Origin of the sequence: Rhizobium sp. 2YAF20 (assembly GCF_052114685.1) — a bacterium.
Classification (GTDB): Bacteria; Pseudomonadota; Alphaproteobacteria; order Rhizobiales; family Rhizobiaceae; genus Rhizobium.
In genome coordinates this window covers 198,981-225,973 of record NZ_JBFRFF010000001.1, presented here as the reverse complement: position 1 = coordinate 225,973, position 26,993 = coordinate 198,981, and the positions used below count along the sequence as shown (strand labels likewise).

The following is a 26,993-nucleotide window of genomic DNA, read 5'->3' as shown; positions in this document are numbered from 1 at the left end:
GCACCTGCGCCGCAACCGCATGACGACTTCGGTCCTCGTCTTCGCCATAGGTCTATTTGCCACAACGTCCATCTTTGCCGCCTCGCCGCCACCGGTGGAGGCCGAACATGGCATGGTCGTCACCGCCCAGCATCTGGCAACCGATGTCGGTGTCGATGTCCTCAAGAAGGGCGGCAATGCGGTCGATGCGGCGGTCGCCGTCGGCTACGCGCTTGCCGTCGTTTATCCCACGGCCGGAAATATCGGCGGCGGCGGCTTCATGACCATACGCCTCAAGGACGGCAAGACTACCTTCCTTGATTTCCGCGAGCGCGCACCATTGGCCGCGACCAAGACAATGTATCTCGACGACAAGGGCAATGTCGTCAAAGGTGCAAGCACCGAGGGCTATCTGGCGGTCGGCGTTCCCGGCTCGGTGATGGGCTTCGAAACCGCGCGTCAAAAATACGGCACGAAATCCCGCGACGAGCTGATGGGGCCGGCGATCCGCTACGCCCAGGAAGGCTTCACGCTCGACCAGGGCGACGCGAGGGAGTTGAACGGCGGCCAGAACCGCCTGTCGCAGGATCCGGCCGCCGCCGCTGTCTACACGAAGCCGAATGGGGCGGCTTTCGCGGCTGGCGACAGGCTGATCCAGCCCGACCTGGCCGCAACGCTATCGCGGATCGCCGAAGGCGGCCCGGATGCCTTCTACAAAGGCCCAACAGCCGATGCGATTGTCAAGGCAAGCCATGACAAAGGCGGCATCCTCGCAAACGAGGATTTCGGGCAATACAAGGTCCGCGAACTCGCGCCGGTGACCTGCAACTACCGCGGCTACGAGATCATCTCCTCGCCGCCGCCCTCCTCCGGCGGCGTCATCATCTGCGAAATCCTCAACGTGCTCGAGGGCTATCCACTCTCCTATCTCGGCTACGGCTCGGCGGAGACGGTCCACCTCATGGTCGAGGCGATGCGCCATGCCTATGTCGACCGCAACGCAGCACTCGGCGACCCGGATTTCGTCGACAACCCCGTGAGCAAGCTTCTCGACAAGAACTACGCCCGACAGATCCGCGACAGCATCGACCCTTACCGGGCCGGCGTTTCCAAGGAGCTGATGCCGAAGGGCTTTGGCGAGAGCCACGAGACCACGCATTATTCCATCATCGACAACGACGGCAATGCCGTCGCGGTGACCTATACGCTCAACGGCTCCTTCGGCGCCGGCGTCGTTGCCCCGGGCACCGGCATCCTGCTCAACAACGAGATGGACGACTTCACCTCGAAACCAGGCGTGCCCAACCTCTATGGCCTGGTACAGGGCGAAGCCAACGCCATCCAGCCGAAGAAGACGCCGCTCTCCTCGATGAGCCCGACAATCATCGCCAAGGACGGCAAGCCCTTCATGGTGATCGGCAGCCCCGGCGGCGCCCGGATCATCACCATCACGCTGGAGGCGATAATCAACGCGATCGACTTCGGCATGGATATACGCCAGGCGATCGACGCACCGCGCATCCACCATCAATGGCTGCCTGACAGGGTCTATACCGAACCCTACGCGCTTTCTCCCGATACGATGCGGCTGCTCGAAGGCATGGGCTACAATGTTGGCATCGACAAGAATTGGACGATCTGGGGCCAGGCAGCAGGCATCATGGTCGGCGGCAAGAGCCTTGCCGAAATCGCTACCGGCGGCGGCACCCGCTACAACGGCGCAATGGACAGCCGCGCCGGCTCCGGAACCGCGGCGGGCTATTGACCGGCTGGCGAAAGCGATGGGGCCTCCGAGCGGCTTGAACGCCGTTCGGGCTGCCTGAGGCGCTTCACATTGAAAAAAGGCTGTGTGACGCGCTTTAGCTCTTTGTTTTTAAGCACATCGCCATCCAAGAGCCGCTCAGCACATCGGGACGACACGCACTGAACACGCATTGCTTCAGGCTGTAGGGAAACGTGCTTGATTGAACGTTTCAGCAGAGAAGAATTGCATCATTGTATATGGTCATACCAGCAAACGAGGCGTATACCGGCTCCGTTCAATCGCGGCTCTTGCGCCGTTACCAGATTTGCGGGTCTGCCTTGAGGCTCCCACCGCACCACCGAGAGCGATAACCGACGATGTCGGATCAGACTTACCCGCCAGCTGCGGTCAGGCAGGCCGTGCCGAACTTCCGGACAATAGCGCTTATAGTCGCCAGTTCCATGTTCATGGAGCAGCTCGACGCAACCGTGCTCGCGACAGCGCTTCCGACCATGGCGCGCGACTTCGCCGTGACGCCGCCGGCGATGAGCATCGCGCTGACGTCCTACCTTTTGAGCCTTGCGATCTTCATCCCCGCCAGTGGCAAGATCGCCGACCGCTTCGGCTCGCGCACCGTCTTTCGGAGCGCCATCGCTGTCTTTGTCCTCGGCTCGATCCTCTGCGCGCAGGCGCCAACCCTCTCCTTCCTCGTTTTTGCCCGGCTGCTTCAGGGCGTCGGCGGCGCGATGATGATGCCCGTCGGACGCCTGGTGCTGATGCGCAGTGTCGCTCGCAAGGATCTGGTATCGGCGATGTCGTGGCTGCTGGTGCCGGCGCTGGTCGGACCCATTCTCGGCCCGCCGATCGGCGGCATGTTCGTGACCTACCTCGACTGGCGCTGGATCTTCTATATCAACGTCCCGATTGGCATCCTCGGCTTCGTCCTTGTCAGCATCTTCATCGAGGAAGTAAAAGGGCCGTCGGATGGGCCATTTGATACGGTAGGCTTCATCCTGTCCGGCATTTCGCTCGGCTCGCTGTTGTTCGGCTTTGAAATGTCGAGCAGGACGGGAGAAGGCTCGCTCGCCATCTTCCTGATCGCTGTGGGCCTGCTCTTCGGCATCGGCTACCTTCGCCACGCCAGAAACCATCCCTCGCCGATCATGGACTTTTCGCTGATGCGGGTGCCGACCTTCCGGGCATCTGTCATCGCAGGCTCGCTGACGCGGATTACCCAGGGCGCACAGCCCTTCCTTATTCCGCTGATGCTGCAGCTCGGCTTCGGCATGTCCGCGGCATCCGCCGGACGCATCGTCATCGCCACCGCCATCGGCTCGATGACCATGAAGGCCGTCCAGTCGAAGGTGCTGCGTCGCTTCGGCTTTCGCACCAGCCTGATCGTCTTCGGCCTAGTCGGGACGCTCGGCTACGGCTTATGCGCCGCCTTCCGGCCGGATTGGCCGATGCCCGTGATCTTCGTGATCCTGCTCTTCTGCGGATTCTTCATGTCGTTCCAGTTCACGGCCTACAACACCATTGCCTATGACGAGATCGACCGCGACCGCATGAGCTCGGCAACCAGCTTCTACACCACCTTCCAGCAACTGATGCTGTCGCTCGGCATTTGCGTTGCAGCCCTGGCGCTTCACAGCTCGATGCTCGTCCGTGTGCATACCCATGCCGAACTGAACGACTTCTCTGCCGCCTTCATCGTCGTCACGATGATCTCCCTGACCGCAACGATCTGGAATGCCCGCTTCTCGCGCACGGCCGGCGCGGAGATGAGCGGATATAAGGGTAAAAAGGGCGCCATCCCCGCGGATCAATAAGGCCGCAGCGACGATGCCTGCCATTCGGTGAACACACCGGTCGCAGCGCACGCGTTGAATTTGCGGTCGCTTCTGTTTAGATGCCGAGACGCTGTAAAGGCGCGCATCGAACGGAGCAGGATCATGGTCGCCGGTATCCATCACATCACCCTGATCACGCGCAAGGTTCAGGCCAATGTCGATTTCTACGTCGGCTTCCTGGGCCTACGGCTCGTCAAGCGAACGGGCGGTTTCGAGGATGCGACCCAGCTCCACTTGCTCTACGGCGACGCCATCGGCTCTCCAGGTTCACTGGTAACTTTTCTCGTCTGGGAAGACGGCTCGCCGGGCCGAGCCGGCTATGGCCAGGTCGGCGAGATATCACTTGCCATCGACCCGATGAGCATCGGCTTCTGGCTAACACGCGCCCTCACCTTCGGCCTGAGGCCCGAAGGGCCGAGTGATGAATTCGGCGAGCCCGTGCTGCGCCTAAAGGACCCAGACGGTGTTATCGTCAAGCTCGTCGGTACGCCCGACCTCTCATCCGCAGCACCCTGGGCCGCCGAAAAGATCCCGATGGAGCACGCGATCCGGCGCATCCGCGGCGCGACGTTGTTTGCAGAGACACCTGATGTCACGCAGTCTTTCCTTGCCGAGTTGTTCGGCTACCGCCACCAGGCGACGCGTGGCTCCATCGGGCGGATGATCTCCGAGGTGGGCGACATCATCGATGTCAGGGACGCTGCCGGCTTCTGGTCGAGCGCGCCGGGCACCGGCACTGTCGACCATGTGGCCTTTCGCGCCAGCGACGACGCGCAGCTGCAGGCAGTTCGCAGCGCATTGCAGGCAAAAGCTTTATGGCCGACGACCACGCATGATCGGAAGTATTTCCGCTCGCTCTATGTCCGCGAACCGGGGCAGATTCTGTTCGAATTGGCGACCGATGCGCCAGGCATGCTGGTCGACGAGGACGAGGCGACGCTCGGTACCCGGCTGTTCGTGCCGGACAGGGATTTGCCTCGCATCGACGAATTGACAGTGCAACTACCGCAATTCTCTATGCCAGGGGAGCCGCGCGTTATCTATCGCGACCTACCCTTCGTCCACCGCTTCCATACGCCAGATGATGCGGACGGCAGCGTATTCGTGCTGCTGCACGGGTCCGGCGCCAACGAGACGTCGCTCATGCCGCTTGCTCACAAGATCGATCCGCGGGCGACGCTGCTCGGGGTGCGCGGGCGCGCCGTCGAGGAGGGAATGCCGCGATGGTTCCGCCGCATCACGCCCTTCTCTTTCGACCAGGCTGACATCATCGCCGAAGCGGAAGCCTTTGCTGCCTTCATCGAGGGTGCCACCAGAGCCTACGACCTCGACCCGGCGCGGATCGACTATATCGGTTATTCCAACGGCGCCAATCTCATCAACGCCATGCTCTCGCTGCATCCGCATTTGATGCGGCGGGCCGTGCTTTTGCGCTCCATGCCGGTCCTGACCGACCGGCCGGTGGCCGACATGTCGGATGCGGAGGTGCTGATCATTTCCGGCGAGACGGATGATTATGGCCGCTACGCCGAGGAGCTGCGACATCAGCTTGTCGAAGCCGGCGCCGATGTCGAGGCAAGGGTCGTGCCGCACGGCCACGAACTCACCGATGACGACGTACCGATCATCCGTAACTGGCTTTCCCGGATCAGTTCTTCGTAACCGGCTTCGAGCGCATCCGCGACACCGTCTCGCGCTCGGCGCGCTTGCAGCGCATCGGCGGCAGGCCACGATCCATCAGGTCCATGTCCTCGAGAACCATATCACCCATTTTCTTGAAGGCGCTGTCGAGCGCACCGGCGCGGTGGGCAGAGCGCAGGAACCCCTTGAGGCTGCGAACCGGATGGTCCTGCGCAAGCGGCTCCTCGGGGTAGACGTCGCTCGCCGCAACGATATGACCGGAGGCGACAGCCGCCATCAACGCGTCGAAGTCGACGACGTCGGCACGGCTGAGCAGAATGAATGCTGCCCCTTTCCTCATCGCGGCGAAGGCTTCCGCCCCGAGGAAACCCCTGTTTTCGCTGGTGACCGCGGCAACGACGAACACGAAATCGCTTGTCGTCAAGACCTCTTCCAGCGTGGCGGGCGTCACGCCGTTGTCTTCGAGAATGGACCGCGGCATCCAGGGATCGAATACCTTGATCTTGGCTCGAAAGCCGGAAAGGATCCGGTTCAGCGCCTTGCCGAGATCGCCGAAGCCGACAATGCCGATGTCCGAACCGGAAATCTGCCGTGCGCCGACATTGCCGTCGCCGCCCCAGAGTTCCCTGCCCTCGCGAAAGTCCACATCCGCATCGACAATGCCGCGCGCGATTGCGAGCGCGAAGCCAAGCCCGATCTCGGCCACCGGCTCGGCAAACACCTGGCCGGTCGTGACGACATGGATGCCACGCTGAAACACCACGTCATAGGGCATGTTGTTCATCAGGTTGCTCTCGACATTTAGGATGCAGCGCAGCTGCGCCATCCGATCGAGCGTTTCCCGCGACAGCGGCGGCTGGCCGATGATGTAGCGCGCCCGGCCGAGGACGGCGTCGCCGAGCCCGGCGATATTCTCCGGATCCGCCTCGACGATCTCATATTTCGATCTCAGGCGCTCAAGCGCATCCCTGGTGAAGATGAGGTCAAGCGTGCGGGGATCGGGCGCGCTGATCGCCAGCGGCCGCTCTGTCTCGGACATCCTGTTTTCTCCCATGGAATTGTCGCTCGGTCGTCGGACTATGCCTGGCGATACCGAAATCGGCAATGCTCGTTTACCGCGTCGTCAAGGCTGAATGCTTAGCCGTGGAAGGTGTAGGCCTTGATCGATTCAGGCTTCATTTCGATCGAAAAGCCCGGCAGGCTCGGAGCCATGTAGGCCGCGTTGCGGATGACACAAGGGTCGAGGAAATGCTCGTGCAGGTGATCGACATATTCGATGACCCGGCCGTCCTTGGTGCCGGAAACGGCGATGTAATCGATCATCGACAGGTGCTGCACATATTCGCAAAGCCCGACGCCGCCGGCATGCGGCCAGACGGGCAGCTCGTACTTGGCAGCAACCAGCAGCACGGCGAGCACCTCGTTCAGCCCACCCATGCGGCACGAATCGATTTGCACGATATCGATCGCGCCCTCGGCGACGAACTGCTTGAACATGATGCGGTTCTGGCACATTTCGCCGGTCGCTACCTTCACCGGGCTCACCGACTGGCGGATTTTTCGATGCCCGGCAATATCGTCCGGGCTGGTCGGCTCCTCGATGAAGAAGGGCTTGGCGAAGGAAAGCTGCTTCACCCAATCGATCGCTTGGCCAACTTCCCACACCTGGTTGGCATCGATCATCAGATAACGGTCGGGACCGATGACTTCGCGCGCGATCGTCAGGCGGCGGATGTCGTCCTCGAGATCGCGCCCGACCTTCATCTTGATGTGGTTGAACCCAGCGTCGACCGCTTCCTGGCAGAGGCGCCGAAGCTTTTCATCACCATAGCCGAGCCACCCGGCAGACGTCGTGTAGCAGGCATAACCCTCGTTTTCGAGCGTGGCGATGCGCGCGGCCTTGCCGGCCTCGGCTTTCTTCAGGATCGCCACCGCCTCATCGCGGGTAAGGACGTCAGTCAGATATCGGTAGTCGACGATATCGGCGATCTGCTCTGCTTCCATCTCGCTGACCAGGCGCCAGACCGGCTTGCCGGCCTCCTTGGCAAGCAGATCCCAGACGGCATTGACGACGGCGCCGGTCGCCAGATGCATTGCACCCTTTTCCGGGCCGATCCAGCGCAACTGGCTGTCGCTCGTCAGATGGCGCCAGTATTTGCCGGGATTTTCGAGAACGGTCGATAGCTCGGTTCCAACGACGAGATGCTGCATCGCCTTAATCGCCATGCAGCAGATCTCGTTGCCGCGGCCGATGGTGAATGTGAGCCCGTGGCCCGAAAGGCCAGGCTTGTCGGTATCGAGGATCACGTAGGCCGCGGAATAGTCCGGATCCGGATTCATCGCATCGGAACCGTCAAGGCTCTTCGAGGTCGGAAAGCGCAGGTCGAAAACCCGGAGATTGGTGATGCGCGTCATGAGAAACTCCCTGGTCACTTTGTAGCGGGCACGTCCTCGAGGACGCGCCGATCATGGTCTGTAAAAATATGCCCGGCAACGCAGAACTGCGCCGCGGGAATTCTTAAGTATGAGTAAAACATTCATATGCAAATCACAACGACTTTTGCACGGAAGGGTCTTTTCATGCAGGCCGAATCCTATGCATATATGTAAGCAACTATTCAAATAGGAGACAATAATGGAAGCTGACGACAGCGATCGCTATCGCGCGCCGGCGCTGGACAAGGGTCTCGACATCCTGGAATTGCTCGCTGGCGTCGACGGTGGTCTGTCTCAAGCGGAGATTTCCAAGAAGCTCGACCGCAGCCCGAACGAATTCTACCGCATGCTGGACCGGTTGGTAAGACGTGGCTATGTGATCCGCACCGATGGCGACCGGTATTCGTTGACGTTGAAGCTTTTCGGCCTGGCACAATTGCACGCCCCGGTGCGCCGCCTTGCCTCCTTCGCCACGCCGCTGATGCGCGAGCTTGCCGAAAAATCCAAGCAGGCTAACCACCTGGCCGTGTTCGACCGCGGCGCGGCCGTCGTCATCGCCCAGCAGGAGGCGCCCGATTATTGGGGCATCTCCATTCGCATCGGCTCGCATATCGGCCTGTTCGACACCGGCTCCGGCCATGTCCTTCTCGCCTTCCGTTCGCCGGAGGAGAGACAGATGATGATTTCGGAATATGCAAGGCTGCGAAACGATATCGATCCTGGCCCGGAATTTTACGCAAGGCTCGATCACGTTCGCGAACGCGGCTACGAAATGATGGCAAGCGTGCAGACGGCCGGTGTCTATAATCTCTCCGCACCGATCCTCGGGCCGGATGGTCGTGGCATCGCCGCGCTGACATGTCCCTATATTGCGCTGGTCAACTCGCCGCTCGCGCCTGACATCGACGAAACGGTCTCGATGCTTCAGGAGACCGCAGCACAGCTCTCCCTGCTCGCAGGCTCGGACGTTCAGCACAACCGTTGACGTCATTTCAGCCTGACGCCCAAACCACGACGACGCCGGCTCTTATGGGAACCGACGTCGTATTTTGCATTGCTAGAAAGCCTATCTGTCCGAGCGCTCTTCGGATTGGCGTGTTGCGGCAGCGGCAATGACCGTCGTGCTGTCATTGGCAAAAAGCCGCTTGCGTACCAGCACGCCCATGACCCGGGCGGCCGTCGAGAAGGTCATGGTGTCGAGCGGACCCTCGCCTTCCCAAGGCTTGGTCAACCGCTCGGTGACGGCGCCGAGCAAATTTGCCGGCATGATATCGGTGCAGCCGCGCAGAGCCTCGAATACGGCACTGATGGGCACTATCCGGCCGTCGAACATGACGATCGGCTCGGTGACTTCGGCATCCCATTCCTCGAAAGCGTCGATTGCCTCGCGAAATGCCTGTTGCAGCGTAATAGGAGCGTGTCCCTCGTGAAGGGGGGGCAGTACATTGGTCATGGCTGTCTCCTCTCGGTGGAAGTCTAAGTATCTCCCAGTGTCGGCCGGCATCAAACGCGGGTGAACAGAGACGGTTCCCGCCGGCCCGACTAACACGAGCGATTCTATAGATTAATCGCCATTTGGAAACCCCATAAAATCATTTCTTGAAAAATTGTATGTATTTCAACTAATTAGCTAGAGATATCACAACGTTAACAGCTGTAATCAACCGTGTATTCGTTAAGAATCCCACCACCGCGCATGGCTAGCGATGCCGGAAGGCGGCGGCCGGATGACTGCCCGGCAACCGGCCGTCCTCGCGTTGAAATATCTTCTGGCGAAGTGGGCCTTGCGCATATTCTGTCTTGAACAAACCGCGCTGTTGAAGCACGGGGATGACCAGGTCGACGAAATCCCTGAGGCTCTCCGGGGCGACGGTGCGCGCCAGACAGAAGCCGTCGATCCCGCCCGTCTCGATCCACATCTGCAGATGATCGGCGATCTGTTCCGCCGAGCCAACGATCGGCTTCTGTCGGCTGCCGAGCACCATCTGGTCGATGATCTGGCGCGGCGTCAGAGGCGCGCCGCCGCCCTTGCCGCTCACCACAGCAAGCGCCGATTGGTTGGCGTTGGTCGTGCGCTGTTCGATCGGCTCGTCCATGCCGAATTTCGACAGATCGACCCCGATCGAGCTGGAATAGTGGGCAAGCGAAGCCTCGACGCTGGCATGGCGTCGATAGTCCTCAAGCTTGTCTTCCGCCTCCCGCTCGGTCCGGCCAACGACGACCGTGATCAGGTTGAGCACCCTCAGATCATCAGCCCCTCGCCCGAAGTCGACGGCGCGACGATGCAGCGCCGAAACGATCGATCTTGCGCCTTGCGGCGTCGGGCTTGCGATGAAGACGCATTCGGCATGGCGGGCGGCGAAGTCCTGTCCCCTTGCAGAAGCGCCGGCCTGGAACAGCAGCGGGGTGCGCTGCAGCGACGGTTCGCTGAGGTGAATGCCCTCCATCCTGTAATATTTTCCGGTATGACGGACAGCGCGCACCTTTGACCGATCGGCGAAGACGCAGCCCGGCTTGTCGCGCAAAACTGCGTCATCGTCCCAGCTTCCCTCCCACAGCTTGTAGAGCACCTCCAGATATTCCTCTGCCGCGTCATAGCGTGCGTCGTGGTCCGGCTGGCGCTCAAGGCCCATGCTGCGGGCAGCACTGTCCAGATAACCGGTGACGATGTTCCAACCGATGCGGCCCTTGGTCAGATGATCGAGCGTCGACATCCGTCGCGCCAACAGGAAAGGCGGCTCATAGGTCGTATTGACGGTCACACTGAGGCCGAGATGCCGCGTCGCATAGGCCATGGCCGACAACGGAATGATCGGATCGTTGACCGGGATCTGTGCAGCGGTGCGGATCGAAGCGTCGGGGCTTGCCTGATAGACGTCGTAGACCCCGACGATATCGGCAAGGAAAATGCCGTCGAGCATGCCGCGCTCGGCCGTCCGCGCGAAATCCACCCAGTAATCCAGATCGGTATAGGACGAAGACGTATCGCGCCGATGGGTCCACATGCCGTGATTGATATGGCCGGCACAATTCATGTCGAAGGCATGGATCTGCATTGTCTTCACTTGGAAATCTCCGTCTGATAATATGCACGTCTGCGAGGTCGCGCCCTTGTCGGGTGCATCCAACGCGCTCATTGCAGTCGCTTCAAGCAAAGAATAGTCCGAGCCGATCGATCCCAAGGGAAACGGCAGAACTGCTCGCCTCAAGGTTGCCCCAAGAATGGGCGCACGAGACCTGCAAATCAGCCTTCTTGCGCATTTGCTTAAATGATATCACCTGCGCGCAACGCGGCCCGTTCGAGGTCGAATTCTTCAAAAACAGGAACAGCAAATGCATCGAAAGATAACGCTCGGAATAGCCACAGCAGTCCTTATGTCGCTGCAGATCAGCTCCGCCTTCGCCTTCGGCGCGATTGCCGTGCATGACTCACAAGGCACATCCGCCAGCGAAGCCGGCTACGGGGTCGGCTATGGATCTTCGCGGCACGAAGCCGAGCGCAACGCGATGCACAGCTGCGAACGCGCCGGCAATGACGGCTGTGAAATTGCCGTCTGGTATGAGAGCTGCGGCGCCTATGTCGGCGACCGTGTCAATTTCGGCATCGGCTACGGCCGGACGAAGCGCGAAGCCGAAGAGATGGCGCTCGACAACTGCCCGCACTGCAGGCTCGTCGTCTCCGACTGCCAGTAACAATTTCACCGACCGATCGACCAGAGGTCGCCGAGGAGAAAAATGATGCGATTTGTGCTTTGCCTAGCGGCCGCTCTCAGCCTGTCCCATGCAGCCTATGCCGGCCCTGCAGAAGACCTGAAGAAAGCCGAACAGAAGACCTATGACGCCTGGCAGAGCCTGCCGCTGACCGAGCGCACGATCACCTTCATCACCGAACCCTCGACCGGTTACGGCCTGTACAAGGTGAAGGGTTCGAACGTCTTCAAGCCCGGTGAGAAAATCATCACCTATGTCGAGCCCATCGGCTATGGATGGAAGGACATTGCCGGCGACCTTTATGAGCTGAACTTCGTAACTGACCTCACCTTGACCGCCGAAAACGGCGACGTGGTGACGGATCAAAAGGGATTTTCAAAGACCGTGTTCCAGAGCCACAACCAGAACATGGAATTCTCGATGGACTTCACCTTGACGCTCGACGGCGCTCCTGCCGGAAAATACACCCTGGAATACACGATCCACGATATGAGCGGCAAACAGGTCTCGACTTTCGATCAGGAAGTCGAGATCGCCAAGGGGGCATAACGTTCAAGGCCCGCACTGCCCTTGAACGGGCAGGCGGGCCTAAAACTATTGCCGGGAATTAGTTGTCGTAATAGTCCCGATGATGATCGCGGCGCCAATCGCGCTCGTCGCCGTGGCGCCAGCCGTGTCTTTCACGGCCCCAATCGCCACCGCCCCAGCTGCGGTGAAAATATGCCCGCTCCGGCGGAGGGCCCCAGCGATTTGGCCGGCAACCGCCCCAGGGCGTCTCATGGAAGCCTCTGCCGCAGGCCCAATCGACCTTGATCACATCTGACGCCGGCTTTTCGAATGACACCGCGGGCATCGCGCTCGCGGCCGTTGCAACCAATCCGCCGAACAGGATCACTGAGGCGAAAATCATCTTCTTCATGTGCAGTCCTCCGTATTTGATGACCCGATTTAGCGCCACACGGAGTGAACGGGCGATGAACCAATCTTGACCTTTTGTAGGCAGAATCAAGGCGTTATGCCTGAGGTCGGTGACGCGGAAAAGATATCTTGCTATGTAAATTGCCGTGGAAGCTGAGAGACCAGCGCGCGCGCCAAAACCCACGTATATCAACAAAGACACACATTCAGACGAGTTTACTTATTTTAGCAAATTACAATTAACGAGCCCCGTGTCATCTAGAAGTTGCCGAAGCGATGTTGGCTTCAATCAAGGGTGAAAATGTCAAATTCCCGCGCCTTTCGTGCCATCATTGGGCGCATCGTCTCAAATCAGGACGGGAATTTCGGTATCATGACGGCGCTGCTGCTTCCCGTCCTGCTGGGTGCGAGCGGACTTGCCATCGACGTCGCAAATCAGGTTCTTGCCAAGCGCCAGCTTGAAGAAACGACCGACGCTGCCGCTCTTGCGGCCGCAACCGCATTGGCAAACGGCACGATTACGATTGCCGACGCCCAGGCGCTGGCCGTGAATTTTGTCGCGGGCCAAATGTCGAATTATGCATCTGCCAGCGAACTCGCCGCCATTGAGGCCGGGACGACGGCCAAGGCTGTCCAGACATCAACTGGAAGCGGCAGCAAGACCTACACCGTCAGCGTGGTGTCCTCCTATAGCATTTCCGTCAATCCACTGACACAGCTCTTCGCATCAAAGACGGTCACAATTGGCGCCTCTAGTTCTGCCGCCAGCCAGTCCGCCAGCAAGAACGCGATGTCGATGTATGTCGTGCTCGACCGCTCCGGGTCCATGTCCTGGATCACCGACGTCGTTCAATCCACCACCACAAAATGTCAGAACTACACCTCGTCCAACTGGAGCAATTACCCGAACCTAAAGGCGACCGCCCCCTGCGACGTCAACAAGAGCGCGGCGCTGAAACAGGCGGCCGCCACTCTCTTTGATCAACTGGACGCCGCCGAAACGGCGGATACGACGGATACCCTGGTGCGCACCGGCGCGGTCTCCTTCACCGACACGATGCAGGCAACCCAGGACCTTGCCTGGGGAACGACGGGCGTACGGTCCTACGTCAGCAATATTCCGGCCTACCCGACCGGCGGCACTGACATGACAACGCCGATGAGCACGGCCTACAAGGCGTTGACCGATATGAAAGAGACCACCAGTCAGGCGAGCAAAGGCAACACGTCATTTTCGAAATACATCGTGCTGATGACGGACGGTGAAAACACCGGCAATAGCGGCTCCTGGAACCAAGCGCTCGACACTGCAACCCTTGCGACATGCACGTCGGCGCGCGCCGCAGGCATCACAATCTACACCGTTGCCTTCATGGCGCCGGTAAACGGGAAAGCGATGCTGCAATCATGCGCCGGCTCGACCACAAACTATTATGCCGCAGACGACATGGCGTCTCTCGTCGCCGCATTTAAGGACATCGGCAAGAAGGTCGCGGATCAGACTACCCGCCTCACGAATTGATGATCGAGGAACCGGGCGCATTCGATGACGGCGCGCCGAAACCAAGCCCGAACGCCGGTGAGAAATAGTAAGTAAGCCTTCCTGTCACAAAAGCGATAGGATAAGTGGCCTAAGGGGTTCCCGCCGATAGGAATGTCGGTGCATGATTATAGGAATCCCCATGAAAAAGATCATTCTGCTTGCCGCAATTGGAATGCTTGCCTCGAACGCGATGGCGATGTCCCGGCACGACTCCCAGTCCCTTACCTGTTCGTCTGTCCATGAAAAGGTCGCTCAGGATGGGTCCCTCGTGCTGCGTTACCCATCGCATCACGTCAACAACATGATGATGTACAGCCGCGTCGTCTCGAATTCGATGACGTGCATCGGCCAGGGCGCCATGGTCAGCGCTTCCGTGCCGACCAGCGACGATCCGAGCTGCAAGATCAAGACCTGCAGCCCCAATACGGGAAAAGGACCGAACAAGAACCATTAGCAAGGCACGTTGATGCTGCTCTCGCGTTTGGCGTCTCCCAAGCCAGCGCGACGGCTGCAGAAACTCCGCCCTCACAACGGTAGGGGCTCTGCCCCTGCCGTTCACCGCACGACAGATCCAGCACCGTGATGCCACGCTTTGGCCCCGAATTTATCATCGTACCGTCAACTGGACGAAGCAACATTGTTATACAGATGCGCTAATACTTCTCTATGAACCCAAGGAGGATATGCTCATGCAAGATGCTGAAATGACGATGTCCGAAGTTCTCAGGGACCCGATGATCCGCCTGATACTCCGCGCCGACCGAGTGCCGCTCGGCGAGTTTGCGAAACTATTGCAAAATGCCGCCCGCAGAAGGGACGCCGGTTACGCCGCCACAAGCAAAACCCAGCCGCGTATATCCCGCTACCTCGATTGCAGTGACATAATGCTTTGATCGGATGGACCGGTGCATGGCGGGCTGGTTGGCCGTGGTGACCGGGCAGTCCCAATTTCGATGAAAAAACCCTTCCGGAAAATGCACGGAAGGGTTTAACTATTCTCAAGACAATTCGCCTTACCAACTCCGATGACATTTGAATTGGAGCGCGGAGGAAATACCTTCACACCCTGGCCATTGTTCTTGCCTTCGCATCGCTTGCGGCCTGCACCCCGGAAACAGAGAGCTTAAGAAGCTGAAGCCGTTAAGACCGCTTTCAAGGGCAGCCCCGCGCTCAGGGAGGGCCTCTACGCAGACCGTCACTCTGCAACCACTTTTGCCAAACAGAAGGATGCAATCGCGGCGATGGCGAATGTCCAGAGCGGCGACACGCTAGACGTCATATGTCGCAGGGTCGTCAACGGATTGACGACTGGTCGTGTCACGATCGAAGAAGTGAAGTCTTTCGAAAGAACCCGCATTCCGACGCCGAACCTCTTCAAGGTCCTGCAAGGCCATTGAGCGGTTACCTATGTCTTCAGTATGGACAACAGGAAAATTGGTAGCGGGAGAGGGACTCGAACCCCCGACACGCGGATTATGATTCCGCTGCTCTAACCACCTGAGCTACCCCGCCACGAAAACCTTGCGAATGCTTGAGAAATCTGAAGCGGAAGGTCCGTTTGGATGAGCGGCTTATAAAACTGCGCTCCCTTCAGTGTCAAGCGCATGATCGACAAAAATCACCGCTTTCCCCGAGGCTTGTCGCAAGCCTATGGCAACCGCGGTTCAGGCAGCGACAGGCTGCTGCAACAGCGCCTTCAGCGAGGCTTCGGCATTGGGCTCCCGCTCGGAACGCTTGATGAAGCCGCCGCCATAGACGCGGGCGTCGTCGCCGGGTGCCGAATAGAGCGCGCATGCCTGGCCGGGCGCCACGCCCGCTTCGCCAATTGTCAGATCGACAAAGGTGCCGGTCGCGTCGATATGCAGGACGGCCGGTGCCGGCTGGCGCGTCGAGCGGACCTTGGCGTAGCAGGCAAAGCCCTCGCCCGACGCCGAGACTGCCAGCGGCTCGTCGCCGAGCCAGTTGACGTCGCGCAGATAGACGCGGTGCGTTTCCAAGGCTTCCTTCGGGCCGACGATGACCCGGCGCGAACGTGCGTCGAGGAAGACGACGTAGAGGGGCTCGCCGGTCGCAACGCCGATGCCGCGGCGCTGGCCGATCGTATAGTGCAGGATGCCTTCATGGCTGCCGAGCACGCGGCCGTCGAGATGGACGATATCGCCTGCGAGCGCAGCGTTCGGCTTCAGCTTGTTGATGATATCGGAATATTTTCCCTGCGGCACGAAACAGATATCCTGGCTGTCGGCCTTCTTGGCAACGACGAGGCCCATGTCTTCGGCCAGCGCCCGCGTTTCCGACTTCGGCAGGCCGCCGAGCGGAAAGCGCAGATAGTCGATCTGTTCCTGCGTCGTGGCGAACAGGAAATAACTCTGGTCGCGATCGGCGTCAGCCGGGCGGTATAGTGCGCGACGTCCGTGATTGACGGCAGTCGGGTTCGGCCGCGAGCGGATATAGTGGCCGGTCGCCAGCGCGTCGGCACCGAGTTCCTTGGCGGTCGCCAGAAGATCGGCGAACTTGACGGTCTGGTTGCAGGAAACGCAGGGGATCGGCGTCTCGCCGGCGACATAGCTGTCCATGAACGGATTGATCACGGTGTCGCGGAAGCGCTTTTCATAGTCCAGCACGTAATGCGGAATGCCGAGCGTCTCGCAGACCCTTCGTGCGTCGTCGATATCCTGCCCGGCGCAGCAGGAGCCGGCGCGATGGACGGCCGCGCCATGGTCATAGAGCTGCAGCGTGATGCCGAGCACGTCATAGCCTTGACGCTTCAGGATGCCGGCCACGACCGAACTGTCGACGCCGCCGGACATGGCAACGACGACGCGCGTATCTTCAGGCCTCTTGTCAAAATCCAGTGTGTTCACGGTCTGCCTGCCGCCAATCTTTCGGAGCGTTCTTTGATAAGTCTGCCGCCGGTTGCCACGCAACCAAGGCGCATATCCATGCATTCCGGCCTTTTGGCGGCATCCAAGGCGCGCAGCCGTTATTCCCGATCGATATAGAAAGGATTGCCGCGACGCGCAAGGGCTTGGCGTTTCGCGCTTTGAGGCAGCTATCGAGCCCGCAAACTAAGAACGACGTTCCGTCCCCGGCGTAGAGCCGTCAGCGCAGCACCGACGGCGACGATAAAAAGCGCAATCGTCAAGACCTGGTCACGACCGCTCCAGAGGCCTTCAAGGCACGAGAGCAGCGCTCCGAGCGTGATCGTCGCCATACGGTGCTGCTTTGCCATGGGGCCTGAGAAATCGCTCGGCAGGCCGGTAACGCGCCCAAGCTCGCGGACATAGGCGGTGAGGATCGCGAAGGAGCCGGCAGCCCAGCCGAGCGCCGGTAAACCGACCCCGTAGCCCGCGCCGACGAAGATCAGCAGATCGGCGATGCGATCGGGGAACTCGTTCCAGAACGGCCCGTCCTTCTCGCCCTTGCCGCCTTCGACAGCCACCATGCCGTCGAAGAGGTTGCACATCAGCCGAAGCTGGCAAAAGGCTGCGGCGCATAGGAGCAGCAGGATGCGAACCGCGCCGTCACTGTGGCCGGCCAGCACGAAGGCGCCACCGGCAAGTGCTGCGGCACCCATGCTCGCCTGTGAAATCTGGTTCGGCGTCACCGATAGCGCAGCCATGCGCTTTGCCAGCGCCTGCGCCCATCGCGTGTTGCGGCTGGCCAGCGGCCGGCGATCACCCGCATTTTCCCCCTTGTTTTCCATGCCTCAAGCTCCCTTCTTGGCCGCAATCGAATAATTGTAGATCGCCGCGTAGCTGGTGGACACGACAAGCGGCAGTGCGATCGTCTTCAGGATTTCCGGCGTACCGCTTGCCGCGTGAATGACGATGAGCACGCCCGTCGACGCAACGCAGGCAATCACCGGCGGCGCCCAATAGGTTGCAAGGCCGGAGAACCGCCGCGAGAGGAACTCGATACCCGACTTCAGGAACAATGTCAGGCAGGCCGAAATGCTGCCCTGGACGACCGCCGATATCAACGGTCGGGGCATGGGATAATCGCGATTGGCAAAAAACGCCCACCCGCCCATCGCCAGGAACGCGAACAGCACATGGGCGATGCCGCTGGACGCGAGCGCGCGGAATGGTGCCCTCATGCGAGTGACCACCAGTAGCGGACAAGATGAAAGAAGATCGGCGCCGAAAAGACCACGGAATCCAGCCTGTCGATCAGTCCGCCATGCCCCTCGATCAGGTTGCCCCAGTCCTTGGCGCCACGATCCCTCTTGATCGCGGACATGACCAGCCCGCCGAAGAAACCCATCAAGGCGATGACGAAGGCAAGAAGGCCTGCCTGGGCAGGCGTAAAGGGCGTGATCCACCAGAGCGCTGCCCCGATCAACGTGGCGCTGGCGATCCCTCCAACAAAACCTTCGACCGTTTTCGACGGCGACAGCCTGGGAGCGATCTTCGTTCGGCCAAACAGCTTGCCCCAGACATATTGCAGGACGTCACTCAGCTGGACGACAATGACAAGGAAGGCGATCAGAAGCACGTTGCGGCCCTGATAACCAGGGATGTCGAGGCTCAAAAGCGCTGGCACATGCGAGGCACAAAATATGCAGATCATCATTGCCCATTGCACTTCGGCAATCCTGACGAGAAAGCGCTCGGTATCACCACGCAGGACGGCAATGATCGGCATCAACAGAAAGGCATAGACCGGAATGAAGATCGAATAGATGCCGTATCGCTCGATTGCGATCAGATAGTACTGGATCGGCAGGACCACGAAGAATGCCGCCGCCAGCGCCCAGTGATCGGCGCGGCGCGTGTTGGTCAGCGTTATGAATTCGCGAAGTGCGGCAAACGAGCAGAATGCGAAGAGGATGACGACGCCGCTTCGGCCTGCAAGAAAGGCGATGCCGATGAGGATGACCATCACCCACCAAGCCTTGATCCGGGCATTGAGGTTCTCGACGACGGCGTTCGCGCCATCCGGCGACAGCCGCTGCTGCAGCACATAGCCGATGACAGACGCAAGGGTCAGCACGCCGCCGATGCCGAGGACGAGGGAGATCAGATCGGATTGCGCCGGGTTCATTCGCGCTCAGCCCTCGTGTTTTGGCGCCAAGGCCAGAAGAGCTAATTCCGACCGCGCGATGAACATGTCCTTGCTCTCTTCCGGTGCGATGTGGATGGCGCTGCCGAACGTCACCGTGCAGATCAAAGGGATGGGAATGAACTCGCCCTTCGGCATGACGCGGTTGAGATTGTCGATCCAGACAGGGATCATCGGTACGTCTGGCCTTGCCTTGGCCAGATGATAAAGACCGCTCTTGAAGGGTTGCAGCGGCTTGTCTGTCTGGTTTCGCGTGCCCTCGGGAAAGAGGATCAGCGACGATCCGGCATCGATCGCACCCGCCATCTGCGTAACCGGATCGCTCGTGCGCTGATCGCGATCTCGTTCGATGAGGACGGCATCGAACACATCACGGCCGATGAACCTGTTCAGCCGCGATTTGAGCCAGTATTCAGCGCCCGCGACCGGTCGGGTCCGATGTCTCAGCCACGGCGGCAGCACCGCCCAGACGAGGATGAAATCGCCATGGCTGGAGTGATTGGCAAAATAGATGCACTGAGCCTGTGGCGGCCCGCCATCATGCCAAATCGCCCGCACGGCGGTGACCGCGCGTGCGAACAGCACAATCAGCACAGAGGCCGGTCTCGCGAAATAGGACGTCATTGTCTTTGTCCGATGAGAAGCGAGATAAACGAAATTTTATGGAACATCGCCTAACTATCCCCCATGAAAGACAGTCTAGATAGCGATGCTCGAACATATATGAGCTTTATCAACAACCAATCTTGACTGATGTTTTTACTTTAAACTCCTTCCACAACTTCTCGCTTTTCGATCACCATTTTTCGGCCGGATCTTATTTCTCCTCGGCCCTCGTCATTTTTTAAGTACGCGGATTGAAATCAATAAAGATTGCCGTTGGCATCGCCTCTCCCGGCAGGAGAGGCATCCTTTCCGAAACACTGCTCCATCTGGAAGGCAGATCCGCGCTCCGGATAGCATCTGCGTGTGCCCCGCCCTTGACGAGGATGTTGATCCGGGCCTCTGCGCCAGCCTCAAGGTCCCCGAGAAGATCGTCCGTGGTGCGAAAGGTCTGTGCGTCCAGAGAAACGCTATCTTCGATGCCGCCGCCGACTGCGGCCTCATTTCCTTCTTCGATGACGACTTCCTGGCTCAGCGTTGCTTCATCGCCCATGCAGAACGACTTTTGGTGCCGAAGGGCTGACATCAAGACCTCGATCGCGATCCGGGTCGACCGCCATTGCGATTCAGGGCATTGTGCCCGCAGCGCCCACAGGTTCTTGTACCCAATTCATTTCACCATGATCTTTGTTCCCCTCCCCTTCGTCGAAACGCTGTTTTTTCTGACGCTCTTGGTCCAGATGTCGCGACGTAGCGAAAACGGATTGAGCGAAAACAGGGCCTTCGCACTCCTTGTTGCCGCCTATGCGCTGCAATCGGTTGTGATCGGATTGCGCTGGGGCTATGACCTGAAGGCGGTGATGCCGTGCCAGGTTGTACTTGCCGCGCTGCTCGCATCCTTAACCTGGATCAGTTTTGCCGGCCTGACGAGCGAACGGCCGCAAGGAAATTCGAGCTGGCTGCATCTTTTGCCGGCGATGATTATTTGCCTGCTTCTGTTTGTCGGGCGCGGTGCCGTGACTGCAGCGATCACTGCCATATTTCTCGGTTATGGCGCAGCCCTTCTTTGGCTCACACGTCTCGGCCCCGACGGCCTGGTCGCTTCGCGCCTTGACGGGGCGCTTCGCTCCTATCGCTCGCTTCAGATTACCGGCTTTGCCCTCATCGGATCGGCGGTGACCGATATCATCATCAGCCTCGATTTCGCCTGGGGCAGCGGCGCGCATGCGGGAGAGGTCGTGGCTGCCGCAAATGTGCTGGCGTTGTTTGTTCTTGGAGCGGCAGCCTCCGTGGCAGGCTCCGGCTCGACCCCTGACGATGAGGCCGATGCATTGCCCGACTGTCCGCAGACCGTCGCGGCAACTGAACTGGATTCCGAGGTCGCCGCATCCTTGGGCGTGCTGATGCAGGCAAAGAAGCTCTACAAGGACACCGAGCTCAATCTTGGCCGCATCGCGAGACGGCTCAATTGCCCGGCGCGTACCGTCTCCAAAGCCGTCAATCGCATCCATGGCATGAGCGTTTCGCAGTATGTCAACAACTACCGGATCGACGAGGCGCGCCGTCTTCTCTCAACAACAGACGAGCCGGTCACCCAGATCATCTTCGAATCGGGCTTCCTCACCAAATCCAACTTCAACCGTGAATTCCTGCGCGTGACCGGAATGAGCCCGACGGCCTGGCGGCAACGCGAAAGGTGCTGAGGCGTACCCGCAGCCATCCGCCTGTCAGACGTCCCGCCACAACGAGAACGTCGCCGCCTGTCCGTATCGGTTTCCGTCGCGGCCGATGAGCTGCCACACGACGCCATCCTCCATCCAGAAGCGCCGCCCTGATCTTGCGACACGAATGCCGCGATAGCCAGTTATGAAGCCATGGCGCGTCACCTCGTCGAGCAACTGCTGACGTTCGGCCCGGTTTGGCAGCTCCGCCGACAGCCGCGAGGGCAACGTCGTGAAATCCTGCCAGGGATACTCGAAACAGCCCTGGGCCGCCCTGTTGGCATAGACAAAGCGTGGATCGGCGTCGGTATTGTGCGCGACGACGACGAAAGGCGCGTCATTGTATAGCCAGCTCGCGTCTCGCCCATTCTCGACCAATTGTCTTCCAACGATGCGGGAGAAGCTCCCCGTCAGCAGATCGAAGAAATGATCATCAAACCTTAGATCGGCGTCAGGAGCGGGAGCGGTCGTCATGTCTTATCCTTGAAGGGACTATTGGAAGCGCCTCAAGAGCTGAAGCACGGACGCTTTATTTCAACCGGGATCATGAGCATATCAAGATAAGCGTTGCCTAAAACAATTAGCCCGGCGCAGTTTCCCACGCCGGGCCTTGTCATTCCTTGGGAGGCGACTTAATCGACGTTGAATGCGAGCGGCTTTGCCTGGCGGATCGCCGCGTGGGCGGTCAGCTTGGCAAGAACATCATCGCTGATCGGGCCATCGACATAGAGCAGAGCGATCGCGTCCCCACCCTGCTTGTCGCGGCCGAGCTGGAAGTTGGCGATGTTGACGTTGGCAGCCCCGAGCGTCGTGCCGATGAAGCCGATCATGCCGGGAACGTCGGTATTGGTGACGTAGATCATGTGGCTGCCGACATCGGCGTCGAGGTTGATCCCCTTGATCTGGATGAAGCGCGGCTTGCCATCGGAAAACACGGTGCCAGCAACCGAACGGGTCATGTTGTCGGTCGTCACCGTCAGCTTGATGTAGCCGTCAAAGACACCCGACTTGTCGCGCTTGACCTCGGCAAGGATAATGCCCTTTTCCTTGATCATGATCGGCGCCGAAACCATGTTGACGTCGGACACCTGGCTGCGGATCAAGCCAGCGAGCAGTGCCGATGTCAGGGCCTTGGTGTTCATGCTGGCGGTGATGCCGTCATAAAGGATTTCGATTTCCTTGATCGGCTCGTCCGTCACCTGGCCAACAAAGGCGCCGAGGACGTCGGCAAGCCGGATGAACGGCTTCAAGATCGGCGCTTCTTCGGCCGTGATCGACGGCATGTTGATGGCGTTCGACACGGCTCCCTTGACGAGATAGTCGGCCATCTGTTCGGCCACCTGCAGGGCGACATTCTCCTGCGCCTCCGTTGTCGAAGCGCCGAGATGCGGGGTGCAGACGACATTCGGCAGGCCGAACAACGGGCTTTCCTTGGCAGGCTCGACCTCGAACACGTCGAAGGCGGCGCCGGCGACGTGGCCAGATTTTATGGCAGCTGCAAGAGCTGCCTCATCGACAAGACCGCCGCGGGCGCAATTGATGATCCGCACACCCGGCTTTGCTTTTGCCAAGGCTTCGGCGTTGAGGATGCCGCGGGTCTTGTCGGTCATCGGCACATGTAGGGTGATGAAATCGGCACGGGCGAGCAACTCGTCCAGTTCGACCTTGGTGACGCCCATTTCCTCGGCGCGCTCCTTGGACAGGAACGGATCGTAGGCAACGACATGCATCTTGAGCCCGATGGCGCGCGAGCAGACGATGGAGCCGATGTTGCCGGCGCCGATGACGCCGAGCGTCTTGCCGGTGATCTCGACGCCCATGAACTTCGACTTCTCCCATTTGCCGGCCTGCGTCGAGGCATCGGCGGCAGGAAGCTGGCGGGCGACGGCAAACATCAGCGCGATGGCGTGTTCAGCCGTCGTGATCGAATTGCCGAACGGCGTATTCATGACGATGATGCCGCGGCGCGAGGCGGCCGGGATATCGACATTGTCGACGCCGATGCCGGCGCGTCCGACGACCTTAAGATTGGTTGCCGCCTCGATGATCTTTTCCGTCACCTTGGTGGCGGAGCGAATGGCAAGGCCGTCATAGTTGCCGATGATTTCGAGCAATCTGTCCTTGTCCTTGCCAAGCTGCGGCTGGAAATCGACTTCGACGCCGCGATCACGGAAGATCTGGACGGCGGTTTCCGACAATTCGTCGGATACGAGAACGCGAGGTGCCATTGAGGCCTCCTGAAAAAAGGTTCAGCGATGAATAGGATGCAATGCGTACGGAGCTTCGCCTTTTCGGCGAAGCCAAAGCTGCAAAATCAGATCGTCAGGCCGCGGCCTGTGACAGCGTTGCCTTCTGCGTCGCGAATGCCCAGTTGAGCCACGGCATCAGCTTTTGCATGTCGGCGGTTTCGATCGTGGCACCTGCCCAGATTCTAAGGCCGGACGGCGCATCCCGGTAGTGGCCGACGTCATAGGCGACGCCTTCCTTTTCGAGAAGCGCAACAAGACCCTTGGCGAAATTCGCCTGGTCGTCCTCGCTGAGAGCTGCGATCTGGCTGTCGACAATCTTCAGGCAGACCGACGTATTGGAGCGCGTTTCCGCCACGGAGGCGAGATTGGCGATCCAGGCATTGGCAGCGACGAAATCGTGGATGACCTTAGCATTGGCGTCGGCGCGGCCGATCAGCGCATCAAGCCCGCCGAGGCTCTTTGCCCAAAGCAGCGCATCGATATAGTCCTCGACGCAGAGCATCGATGGCGTGTTGATCGTCTCGCCCTGGAAGATCCCTTCCGAGAGCTTGCCGCCCGACGTCAGGCGGAAGATCTTCGGCAGCGGCCAGGCCGGCGTATAGGTGAGCAGCCGCTCGACGGCGCGCGGCGAAAGAATGATGACCCCATGCGCACCCTCGCCGCCCAGAACCTTCTGCCAGGAGAAGGTAACGACATCGAGTTTGGCGAAATCGAGGTCCTGCGCGAAAGCGGCCGAGGTGGCGTCGCAGATCGTCAGGCCCTTGCGATCGGCCGGGATGAAATCGGCATTGGCGACGCGCACGCCCGATGTCGTGCCGTTCCAGGTGAAGACCACGTCATGGTCGAAATCGACCTTGGAAAGATCGGGAAGCTCGCCATAGGGCGCTTCGAGCTTGCGGACGTCCTTCAGCTTCAGCTGCTTGACGACATCGGTGACCCAGCCGGCGCCAAAACTCTCCCACGAGAGCATGTCGACGCCGCGTTCGCCAAGCAGCGACCAGAGCGCCATCTCGACGGCGCCGGTGTCGGACGCAGGCACGATGCCGATGCGGTAATCAGCAGGCACTTTCAGAATGTCTCGGGTGAGATCGATGGCCTGCTTGAGCTTGGCTTTGCCGACCTTCGCGCGATGCGAACGGCCAAGGGCCGCGTCGGAGAGAGCGTCAAGCGACCAACCGGGGCGCTTCGAGCAGGGGCCAGAAGAAAAATGGGTATTTTGTGGACGGAGGTCCGGCTTGGCGAGTGTCGTCATAGTGCTATCCTCTCAGATAGAAAGCCCTTCGTTGGGGAAGGGTGTCCCGGCGCCGTGGGTATAGAGCGTCACGGGCGAAGTCAAGATGGGAATGTCGCACTCAGAGAAATTACTGACGTATCTGCGACCGCGGGCCGCAGGTCTCTTTGGCCACTACCAGGTGGTGACGCGCAGCCCCAGGCGGATTTCATGGCGGGCAATCCCACCATCGCGCCCCATCGTGCCATTGGCACCCGCAGCCGCGTCGGCAGAGGAATAGCCGAACATATCGCCACCGGCGACATGGCTGTAGCGATAGCCGAGGTCGACTTTCATATTTGCCGAGATGTCGTATGAGACGCCTGCCATCAGAGCATAGGTCATCCGCCAGTCGCTTTGGCCGGGATAGCGAACGCCGGAGCTTCCCGCACCGCTGCAGCCGATAGTGCCATCGGCGCAGGCGGACGTCGCATCGACGCTGTTCCAGTTGACCCGCGTCGCGCCGACGCCGGCGCCGAGATAGGGCGTGAAACTGGCAACAGTGCCAAGATCGACATAGCCGTTCAGCATCAGGCTACCTGCCCTGAAGGACGACGAGCCTTTCGTGGAGCAACCCGTGCCCGCCGCACCGCCGACGCACGGTAGGGCACTGGCAAACCTGCCGTCAAAATCCCCACCGAAGAGGTCGCCGGTAATATCTGCGCGAATGAGGTCGTTGAACTGGTAGCCGACGCCGAGATCGCCGGAGAAATCATTGCTGTCGAAGCGACTGCTGTCGAAGTCCGATGAGCTATAGTGGCCGCTTGTCGGATCGTAGGCGCGGATATCGGGCGTGTGATGGTTTGATTTGACCGCATATCCGACGTCGCCGCGCACATACCAACCCCGTGCCTCCTTGACGCTAACCTCAGGTGTCTTGATCTCCGGTGCTGCATCGGCGGCATATGCTGCGCCGGAAATCATGGTTGCCATGACAATGGCTACCGCCGGCGCATTCAAACGGATCATCGCAAGCACCCTTCCCCACGCCGGGCTTACCCCGCACTGCATCCGGCAGGCGGCATTCGCGCGAATCCGAAGGCAATTTTCATTTCATTAACCATAAGGAATTCATGGTTAATGAAGGTTTAAGGAAACGGGAAACCGCTCGCGGGCGAGCCACAATGCGCAACGAAAAAGCCGCCCGGCGGGACCGGACGGCTTCTTGAAGATATGGCTAGAAGTCGCAGCGTTACTTGTAAACCGCCGGCGGAATGTCGGCAGGCGGCATATAGGTTGCCGTCTGGCAGCCGCCGAAGTTGTAGCGGGCACCGACGCGGACCTCGTTGAGGTTGACGCCGTTGTCCGAACCCGGACCGCCGTTGTCGGCATAGCCGAACATGTCGCCGCCTTCGATATGGCGGAAGCGGTAGCCGACGTCGGCCTTGAGGTTGCAGGTCAGGTCGACCGCGGTACCGGCCATCAGCGCGTAGGTGAAGCGCCAGCTGCCGCGGCCATTGTGATAATCGGCGCCGTCGCATGACGTCGAGTCGGAGTCGGCGCAATTGACGTCCTTCAGCTGCTTCCACTTGACGTAGGTGCCACCGATACCGGCGCCGACGTAAGGGGTAAAGGCGCCGTAGGTGCCAAGATCGACATAGGCGTTGGCAAGCAGGCTGAGCGCTGACATCGACGTCGAGTCGCTTGAGGTTGCATCGACGGCCGTGAAGCCGGGTCCGCAAGCGCCGCATTGGCCGTGCGTGGATCCCTTGAAATCGGTGTTGAAGAGGTAGTCCAGCGTCACGTCCGTGCGCAGGTAGTTATTGATCTGGTAACCGACACCGCCGCCGAGGGTGACATTGTTGTCGAGCGATGCGCTGCTGAAATCGACGTCGCTGGCATTGGAGCCCTGGAAGTAATGTGCTCCGCGCAAATCGGTGAAGGCGTAGCCGACATCGCCGCGCAGATACCAGCCGCTTGCCTGGCTGACGGCAACTTCGGGTGCGGGTTGCGCGGGCTCCGGCTGATAGAGATCGGCCGAAAAGGCGGAGGAGCTTATAAGCGCGACTGCAGCGGCAGCGCCGACCAAGCGTTTCAACATGACTTCACTCCAGATCAATTGGCCCAGATTGCGAGCCACAAGACGACATGTCATGGATAATGAATTGGAAAAGTTAAAAGCCGCTTAACTACAAAAATTTACCTTCAGTGAATGCAAGGACGACTTGTTCCGAACGCGATCGAAACAGGAGATGCAACGCGCAATAAGAAAAGGCCGGCAAATGTGTTGCCGGCCCTTCGGTAATACTGAAACTCACTTGATC

The 26,993-nt window shown here is 59.9% G+C and carries 27 protein-coding genes and 1 tRNA gene; 11 read left to right on the top strand and 17 right to left on the bottom strand.

The annotated features are described in order from the left end of the window. Positions 1-19 precede the first annotated feature (19 nt). The 3 genes from ggt (at position 20) to AB4Z52_RS01080 (ending at position 5,235) form a co-directional block, all read left to right on the top strand. Entirely contained in the window at positions 20-1,744 is a 1,725-nt protein-coding gene (gene ggt, locus AB4Z52_RS01090; protein ID WP_442216627.1) for a gamma-glutamyltransferase, read from the top strand. A gap of 356 nt (positions 1,745-2,100) precedes the next feature. After that, positions 2,101-3,552, top strand: coding sequence for an MFS transporter (locus tag AB4Z52_RS01085; RefSeq protein ID WP_442216043.1), 1,452 nt, complete (start codon positions 2,101-2,103; stop codon positions 3,550-3,552). 123 nt (positions 3,553-3,675) lie between these two features. After that, positions 3,676-5,235, top strand: a complete 1,560-nt coding sequence (locus AB4Z52_RS01080) for a VOC family protein (RefSeq protein ID WP_442216041.1) — start codon at positions 3,676-3,678, stop codon at positions 5,233-5,235. Here the strand turns inward: AB4Z52_RS01080 and AB4Z52_RS01075 are convergent. Both AB4Z52_RS01075 and AB4Z52_RS01070 read right to left on the bottom strand, forming a co-directional pair. Then, positions 5,222-6,253 carry a hydroxyacid dehydrogenase gene (locus AB4Z52_RS01075; RefSeq protein WP_442216039.1) on the bottom strand — a complete coding sequence of 344 codons (1,032 nt, stop codon included), beginning with the start codon at positions 6,251-6,253 and terminating at the stop codon, positions 5,222-5,224. The two genes, AB4Z52_RS01080 and AB4Z52_RS01075, sit on opposite strands and share 14 nt — an antisense overlap. 98 nt (positions 6,254-6,351) lie before the next feature. Next, complete coding sequence (locus tag AB4Z52_RS01070; protein WP_442216038.1) at positions 6,352-7,629, bottom strand: L-fuconate dehydratase; 1,278 nt, start codon at positions 7,627-7,629, stop codon at positions 6,352-6,354. 220 nt (positions 7,630-7,849) lie between these two features. Between AB4Z52_RS01070 and AB4Z52_RS01065 the strand changes: the two genes are divergently transcribed. Next, complete coding sequence (locus tag AB4Z52_RS01065; RefSeq protein ID WP_442216036.1) at positions 7,850-8,635, top strand: IclR family transcriptional regulator; 786 nt, start codon at positions 7,850-7,852, stop codon at positions 8,633-8,635. 81 nt (positions 8,636-8,716) lie between these two features. Here AB4Z52_RS01065 and AB4Z52_RS01060 read toward each other — a convergent pair whose 3' ends face one another. Together AB4Z52_RS01060 and AB4Z52_RS01055 are read right to left on the bottom strand one after the other, a co-directional pair. Next, a complete protein-coding gene (locus tag AB4Z52_RS01060; protein ID WP_442216034.1) occupies positions 8,717-9,103 on the bottom strand; it encodes a hypothetical protein in 387 nt (128 codons plus the stop codon). Between the two features lie 247 nt (positions 9,104-9,350). After that, positions 9,351-10,715, bottom strand: coding sequence for an LLM class flavin-dependent oxidoreductase (locus AB4Z52_RS01055; RefSeq protein WP_442216032.1), 1,365 nt, complete (start codon positions 10,713-10,715; stop codon positions 9,351-9,353). 268 nt (positions 10,716-10,983) lie between these two features. On the opposite strand from AB4Z52_RS01055, the gene AB4Z52_RS01050 reads away from it, so the two are divergent. Together AB4Z52_RS01050 and AB4Z52_RS01045 are read left to right on the top strand one after the other, a co-directional pair. After that, the gene (locus AB4Z52_RS01050) at positions 10,984-11,343 is read left to right on the top strand and encodes a DUF4189 domain-containing protein (protein WP_442216031.1); all 360 of its coding nucleotides are present in this window, start codon (positions 10,984-10,986) and stop codon (positions 11,341-11,343) included. Positions 11,344-11,388: 45 nt separating this feature from the next. After that, a complete protein-coding gene (locus AB4Z52_RS01045; protein ID WP_442216029.1) occupies positions 11,389-11,910 on the top strand; it encodes a hypothetical protein in 522 nt (173 codons plus the stop codon). A 58-nt stretch (positions 11,911-11,968) separates the two neighbouring features. On the opposite strand, the gene AB4Z52_RS01040 is transcribed toward AB4Z52_RS01045, so the two are convergent. Continuing rightward, positions 11,969-12,280 carry a GCG_CRPN prefix-to-repeats domain-containing protein gene (locus tag AB4Z52_RS01040; RefSeq protein WP_442216027.1) on the bottom strand — a complete coding sequence of 104 codons (312 nt, stop codon included), beginning with the start codon at positions 12,278-12,280 and terminating at the stop codon, positions 11,969-11,971. Positions 12,281-12,580: 300 nt separating this feature from the next. Here AB4Z52_RS01040 and AB4Z52_RS01035 point away from each other — a divergent pair, with 300 nt between their 5' ends. The 4 genes from AB4Z52_RS01035 to AB4Z52_RS01020 all read left to right on the top strand — a co-directional run bounded on the left by AB4Z52_RS01035 (position 12,581) and on the right by AB4Z52_RS01020 (position 15,219). Beyond that, a complete protein-coding gene (locus tag AB4Z52_RS01035; RefSeq protein WP_442216025.1) occupies positions 12,581-13,801 on the top strand; it encodes a vWA domain-containing protein in 1,221 nt (406 codons plus the stop codon). 160 nt (positions 13,802-13,961) lie between these two features. Further along, positions 13,962-14,276 (top strand): hypothetical protein, encoded by a 315-nt coding sequence (locus AB4Z52_RS01030; protein WP_442216023.1) that lies wholly within the window; start codon positions 13,962-13,964, stop codon positions 14,274-14,276. 235 nt (positions 14,277-14,511) lie between these two features. Continuing rightward, a complete protein-coding gene (locus AB4Z52_RS01025; RefSeq protein WP_442216021.1) occupies positions 14,512-14,715 on the top strand; it encodes a hypothetical protein in 204 nt (67 codons plus the stop codon). A 348-nt stretch (positions 14,716-15,063) separates the two neighbouring features. Next, positions 15,064-15,219, top strand: coding sequence for a hypothetical protein (locus AB4Z52_RS01020; RefSeq protein ID WP_442216019.1), 156 nt, complete (start codon positions 15,064-15,066; stop codon positions 15,217-15,219). A 38-nt stretch (positions 15,220-15,257) separates the two neighbouring features. Here AB4Z52_RS01020 and AB4Z52_RS01015 read toward each other — a convergent pair. From AB4Z52_RS01015 to AB4Z52_RS00985, 7 genes are all read right to left on the bottom strand, one after another. Further along, positions 15,258-15,334 (bottom strand) — tRNA-Met (locus tag AB4Z52_RS01015). Positions 15,335-15,486: 152 nt separating this feature from the next. Then, positions 15,487-16,686 carry a tRNA 2-thiouridine(34) synthase MnmA gene (mnmA, locus tag AB4Z52_RS01010; protein ID WP_442216017.1) on the bottom strand — a complete coding sequence of 400 codons (1,200 nt, stop codon included), beginning with the start codon at positions 16,684-16,686 and terminating at the stop codon, positions 15,487-15,489. A 188-nt stretch (positions 16,687-16,874) separates the two neighbouring features. After that, positions 16,875-17,528, bottom strand: a complete 654-nt coding sequence (locus AB4Z52_RS01005) for a CDP-alcohol phosphatidyltransferase family protein (protein WP_442216015.1) — start codon at positions 17,526-17,528, stop codon at positions 16,875-16,877. Positions 17,529-17,531: 3 nt separating this feature from the next. Next, positions 17,532-17,921: a hypothetical protein gene (locus AB4Z52_RS01000; RefSeq protein WP_442216013.1), complete on the bottom strand. Its 390-nt coding sequence runs from the start codon at positions 17,919-17,921 to the stop codon at positions 17,532-17,534. After that, on the bottom strand, positions 17,918-18,868 hold the full coding sequence (locus tag AB4Z52_RS00995) for a phosphatidate cytidylyltransferase (protein WP_442216011.1): 951 nt from the start codon (positions 18,866-18,868) through the stop codon (positions 17,918-17,920). Before AB4Z52_RS00995 ends, AB4Z52_RS01000 begins: the two co-directional genes overlap by 4 nt. Positions 18,869-18,874: 6 nt before the next feature. After that, positions 18,875-19,510 (bottom strand): lysophospholipid acyltransferase family protein, encoded by a 636-nt coding sequence (locus AB4Z52_RS00990; RefSeq protein WP_442216010.1) that lies wholly within the window; start codon positions 19,508-19,510, stop codon positions 18,875-18,877. Between the two features lie 220 nt (positions 19,511-19,730). Beyond that, positions 19,731-20,075 carry a hypothetical protein gene (locus tag AB4Z52_RS00985; RefSeq protein WP_442216008.1) on the bottom strand — a complete coding sequence of 115 codons (345 nt, stop codon included), beginning with the start codon at positions 20,073-20,075 and terminating at the stop codon, positions 19,731-19,733. Positions 20,076-20,169: 94 nt separating this feature from the next. On the opposite strand from AB4Z52_RS00985, the gene AB4Z52_RS00980 reads away from it, so the two are divergent. Then, positions 20,170-21,192: a helix-turn-helix domain-containing protein gene (locus tag AB4Z52_RS00980; RefSeq protein ID WP_442216006.1), complete on the top strand. Its 1,023-nt coding sequence runs from the start codon at positions 20,170-20,172 to the stop codon at positions 21,190-21,192. A 24-nt stretch (positions 21,193-21,216) separates the two neighbouring features. Here AB4Z52_RS00980 and AB4Z52_RS00975 read toward each other — a convergent pair whose 3' ends face one another. From AB4Z52_RS00975 to AB4Z52_RS00955, 5 genes are all read right to left on the bottom strand, one after another. Then, positions 21,217-21,684: an MEKHLA domain-containing protein gene (locus tag AB4Z52_RS00975; RefSeq protein WP_442216004.1), complete on the bottom strand. Its 468-nt coding sequence runs from the start codon at positions 21,682-21,684 to the stop codon at positions 21,217-21,219. Positions 21,685-21,842: 158 nt separating this feature from the next. Then, on the bottom strand, positions 21,843-23,438 hold the full coding sequence (gene serA, locus AB4Z52_RS00970; protein ID WP_442216002.1) for a phosphoglycerate dehydrogenase: 1,596 nt from the start codon (positions 23,436-23,438) through the stop codon (positions 21,843-21,845). Positions 23,439-23,532: 94 nt separating this feature from the next. Beyond that, entirely contained in the window at positions 23,533-24,711 is a 1,179-nt protein-coding gene (locus AB4Z52_RS00965) for a phosphoserine transaminase (RefSeq protein WP_442216000.1), read from the bottom strand. Between the two features lie 153 nt (positions 24,712-24,864). Beyond that, entirely contained in the window at positions 24,865-25,698 is an 834-nt protein-coding gene (locus AB4Z52_RS00960; RefSeq protein WP_442215998.1) for an outer membrane protein, read from the bottom strand. A gap of 223 nt (positions 25,699-25,921) precedes the next feature. After that, positions 25,922-26,770, bottom strand: a complete 849-nt coding sequence (locus AB4Z52_RS00955) for an outer membrane protein (RefSeq protein ID WP_442215996.1) — start codon at positions 26,768-26,770, stop codon at positions 25,922-25,924. Positions 26,771-26,993 lie beyond the last annotated feature (223 nt).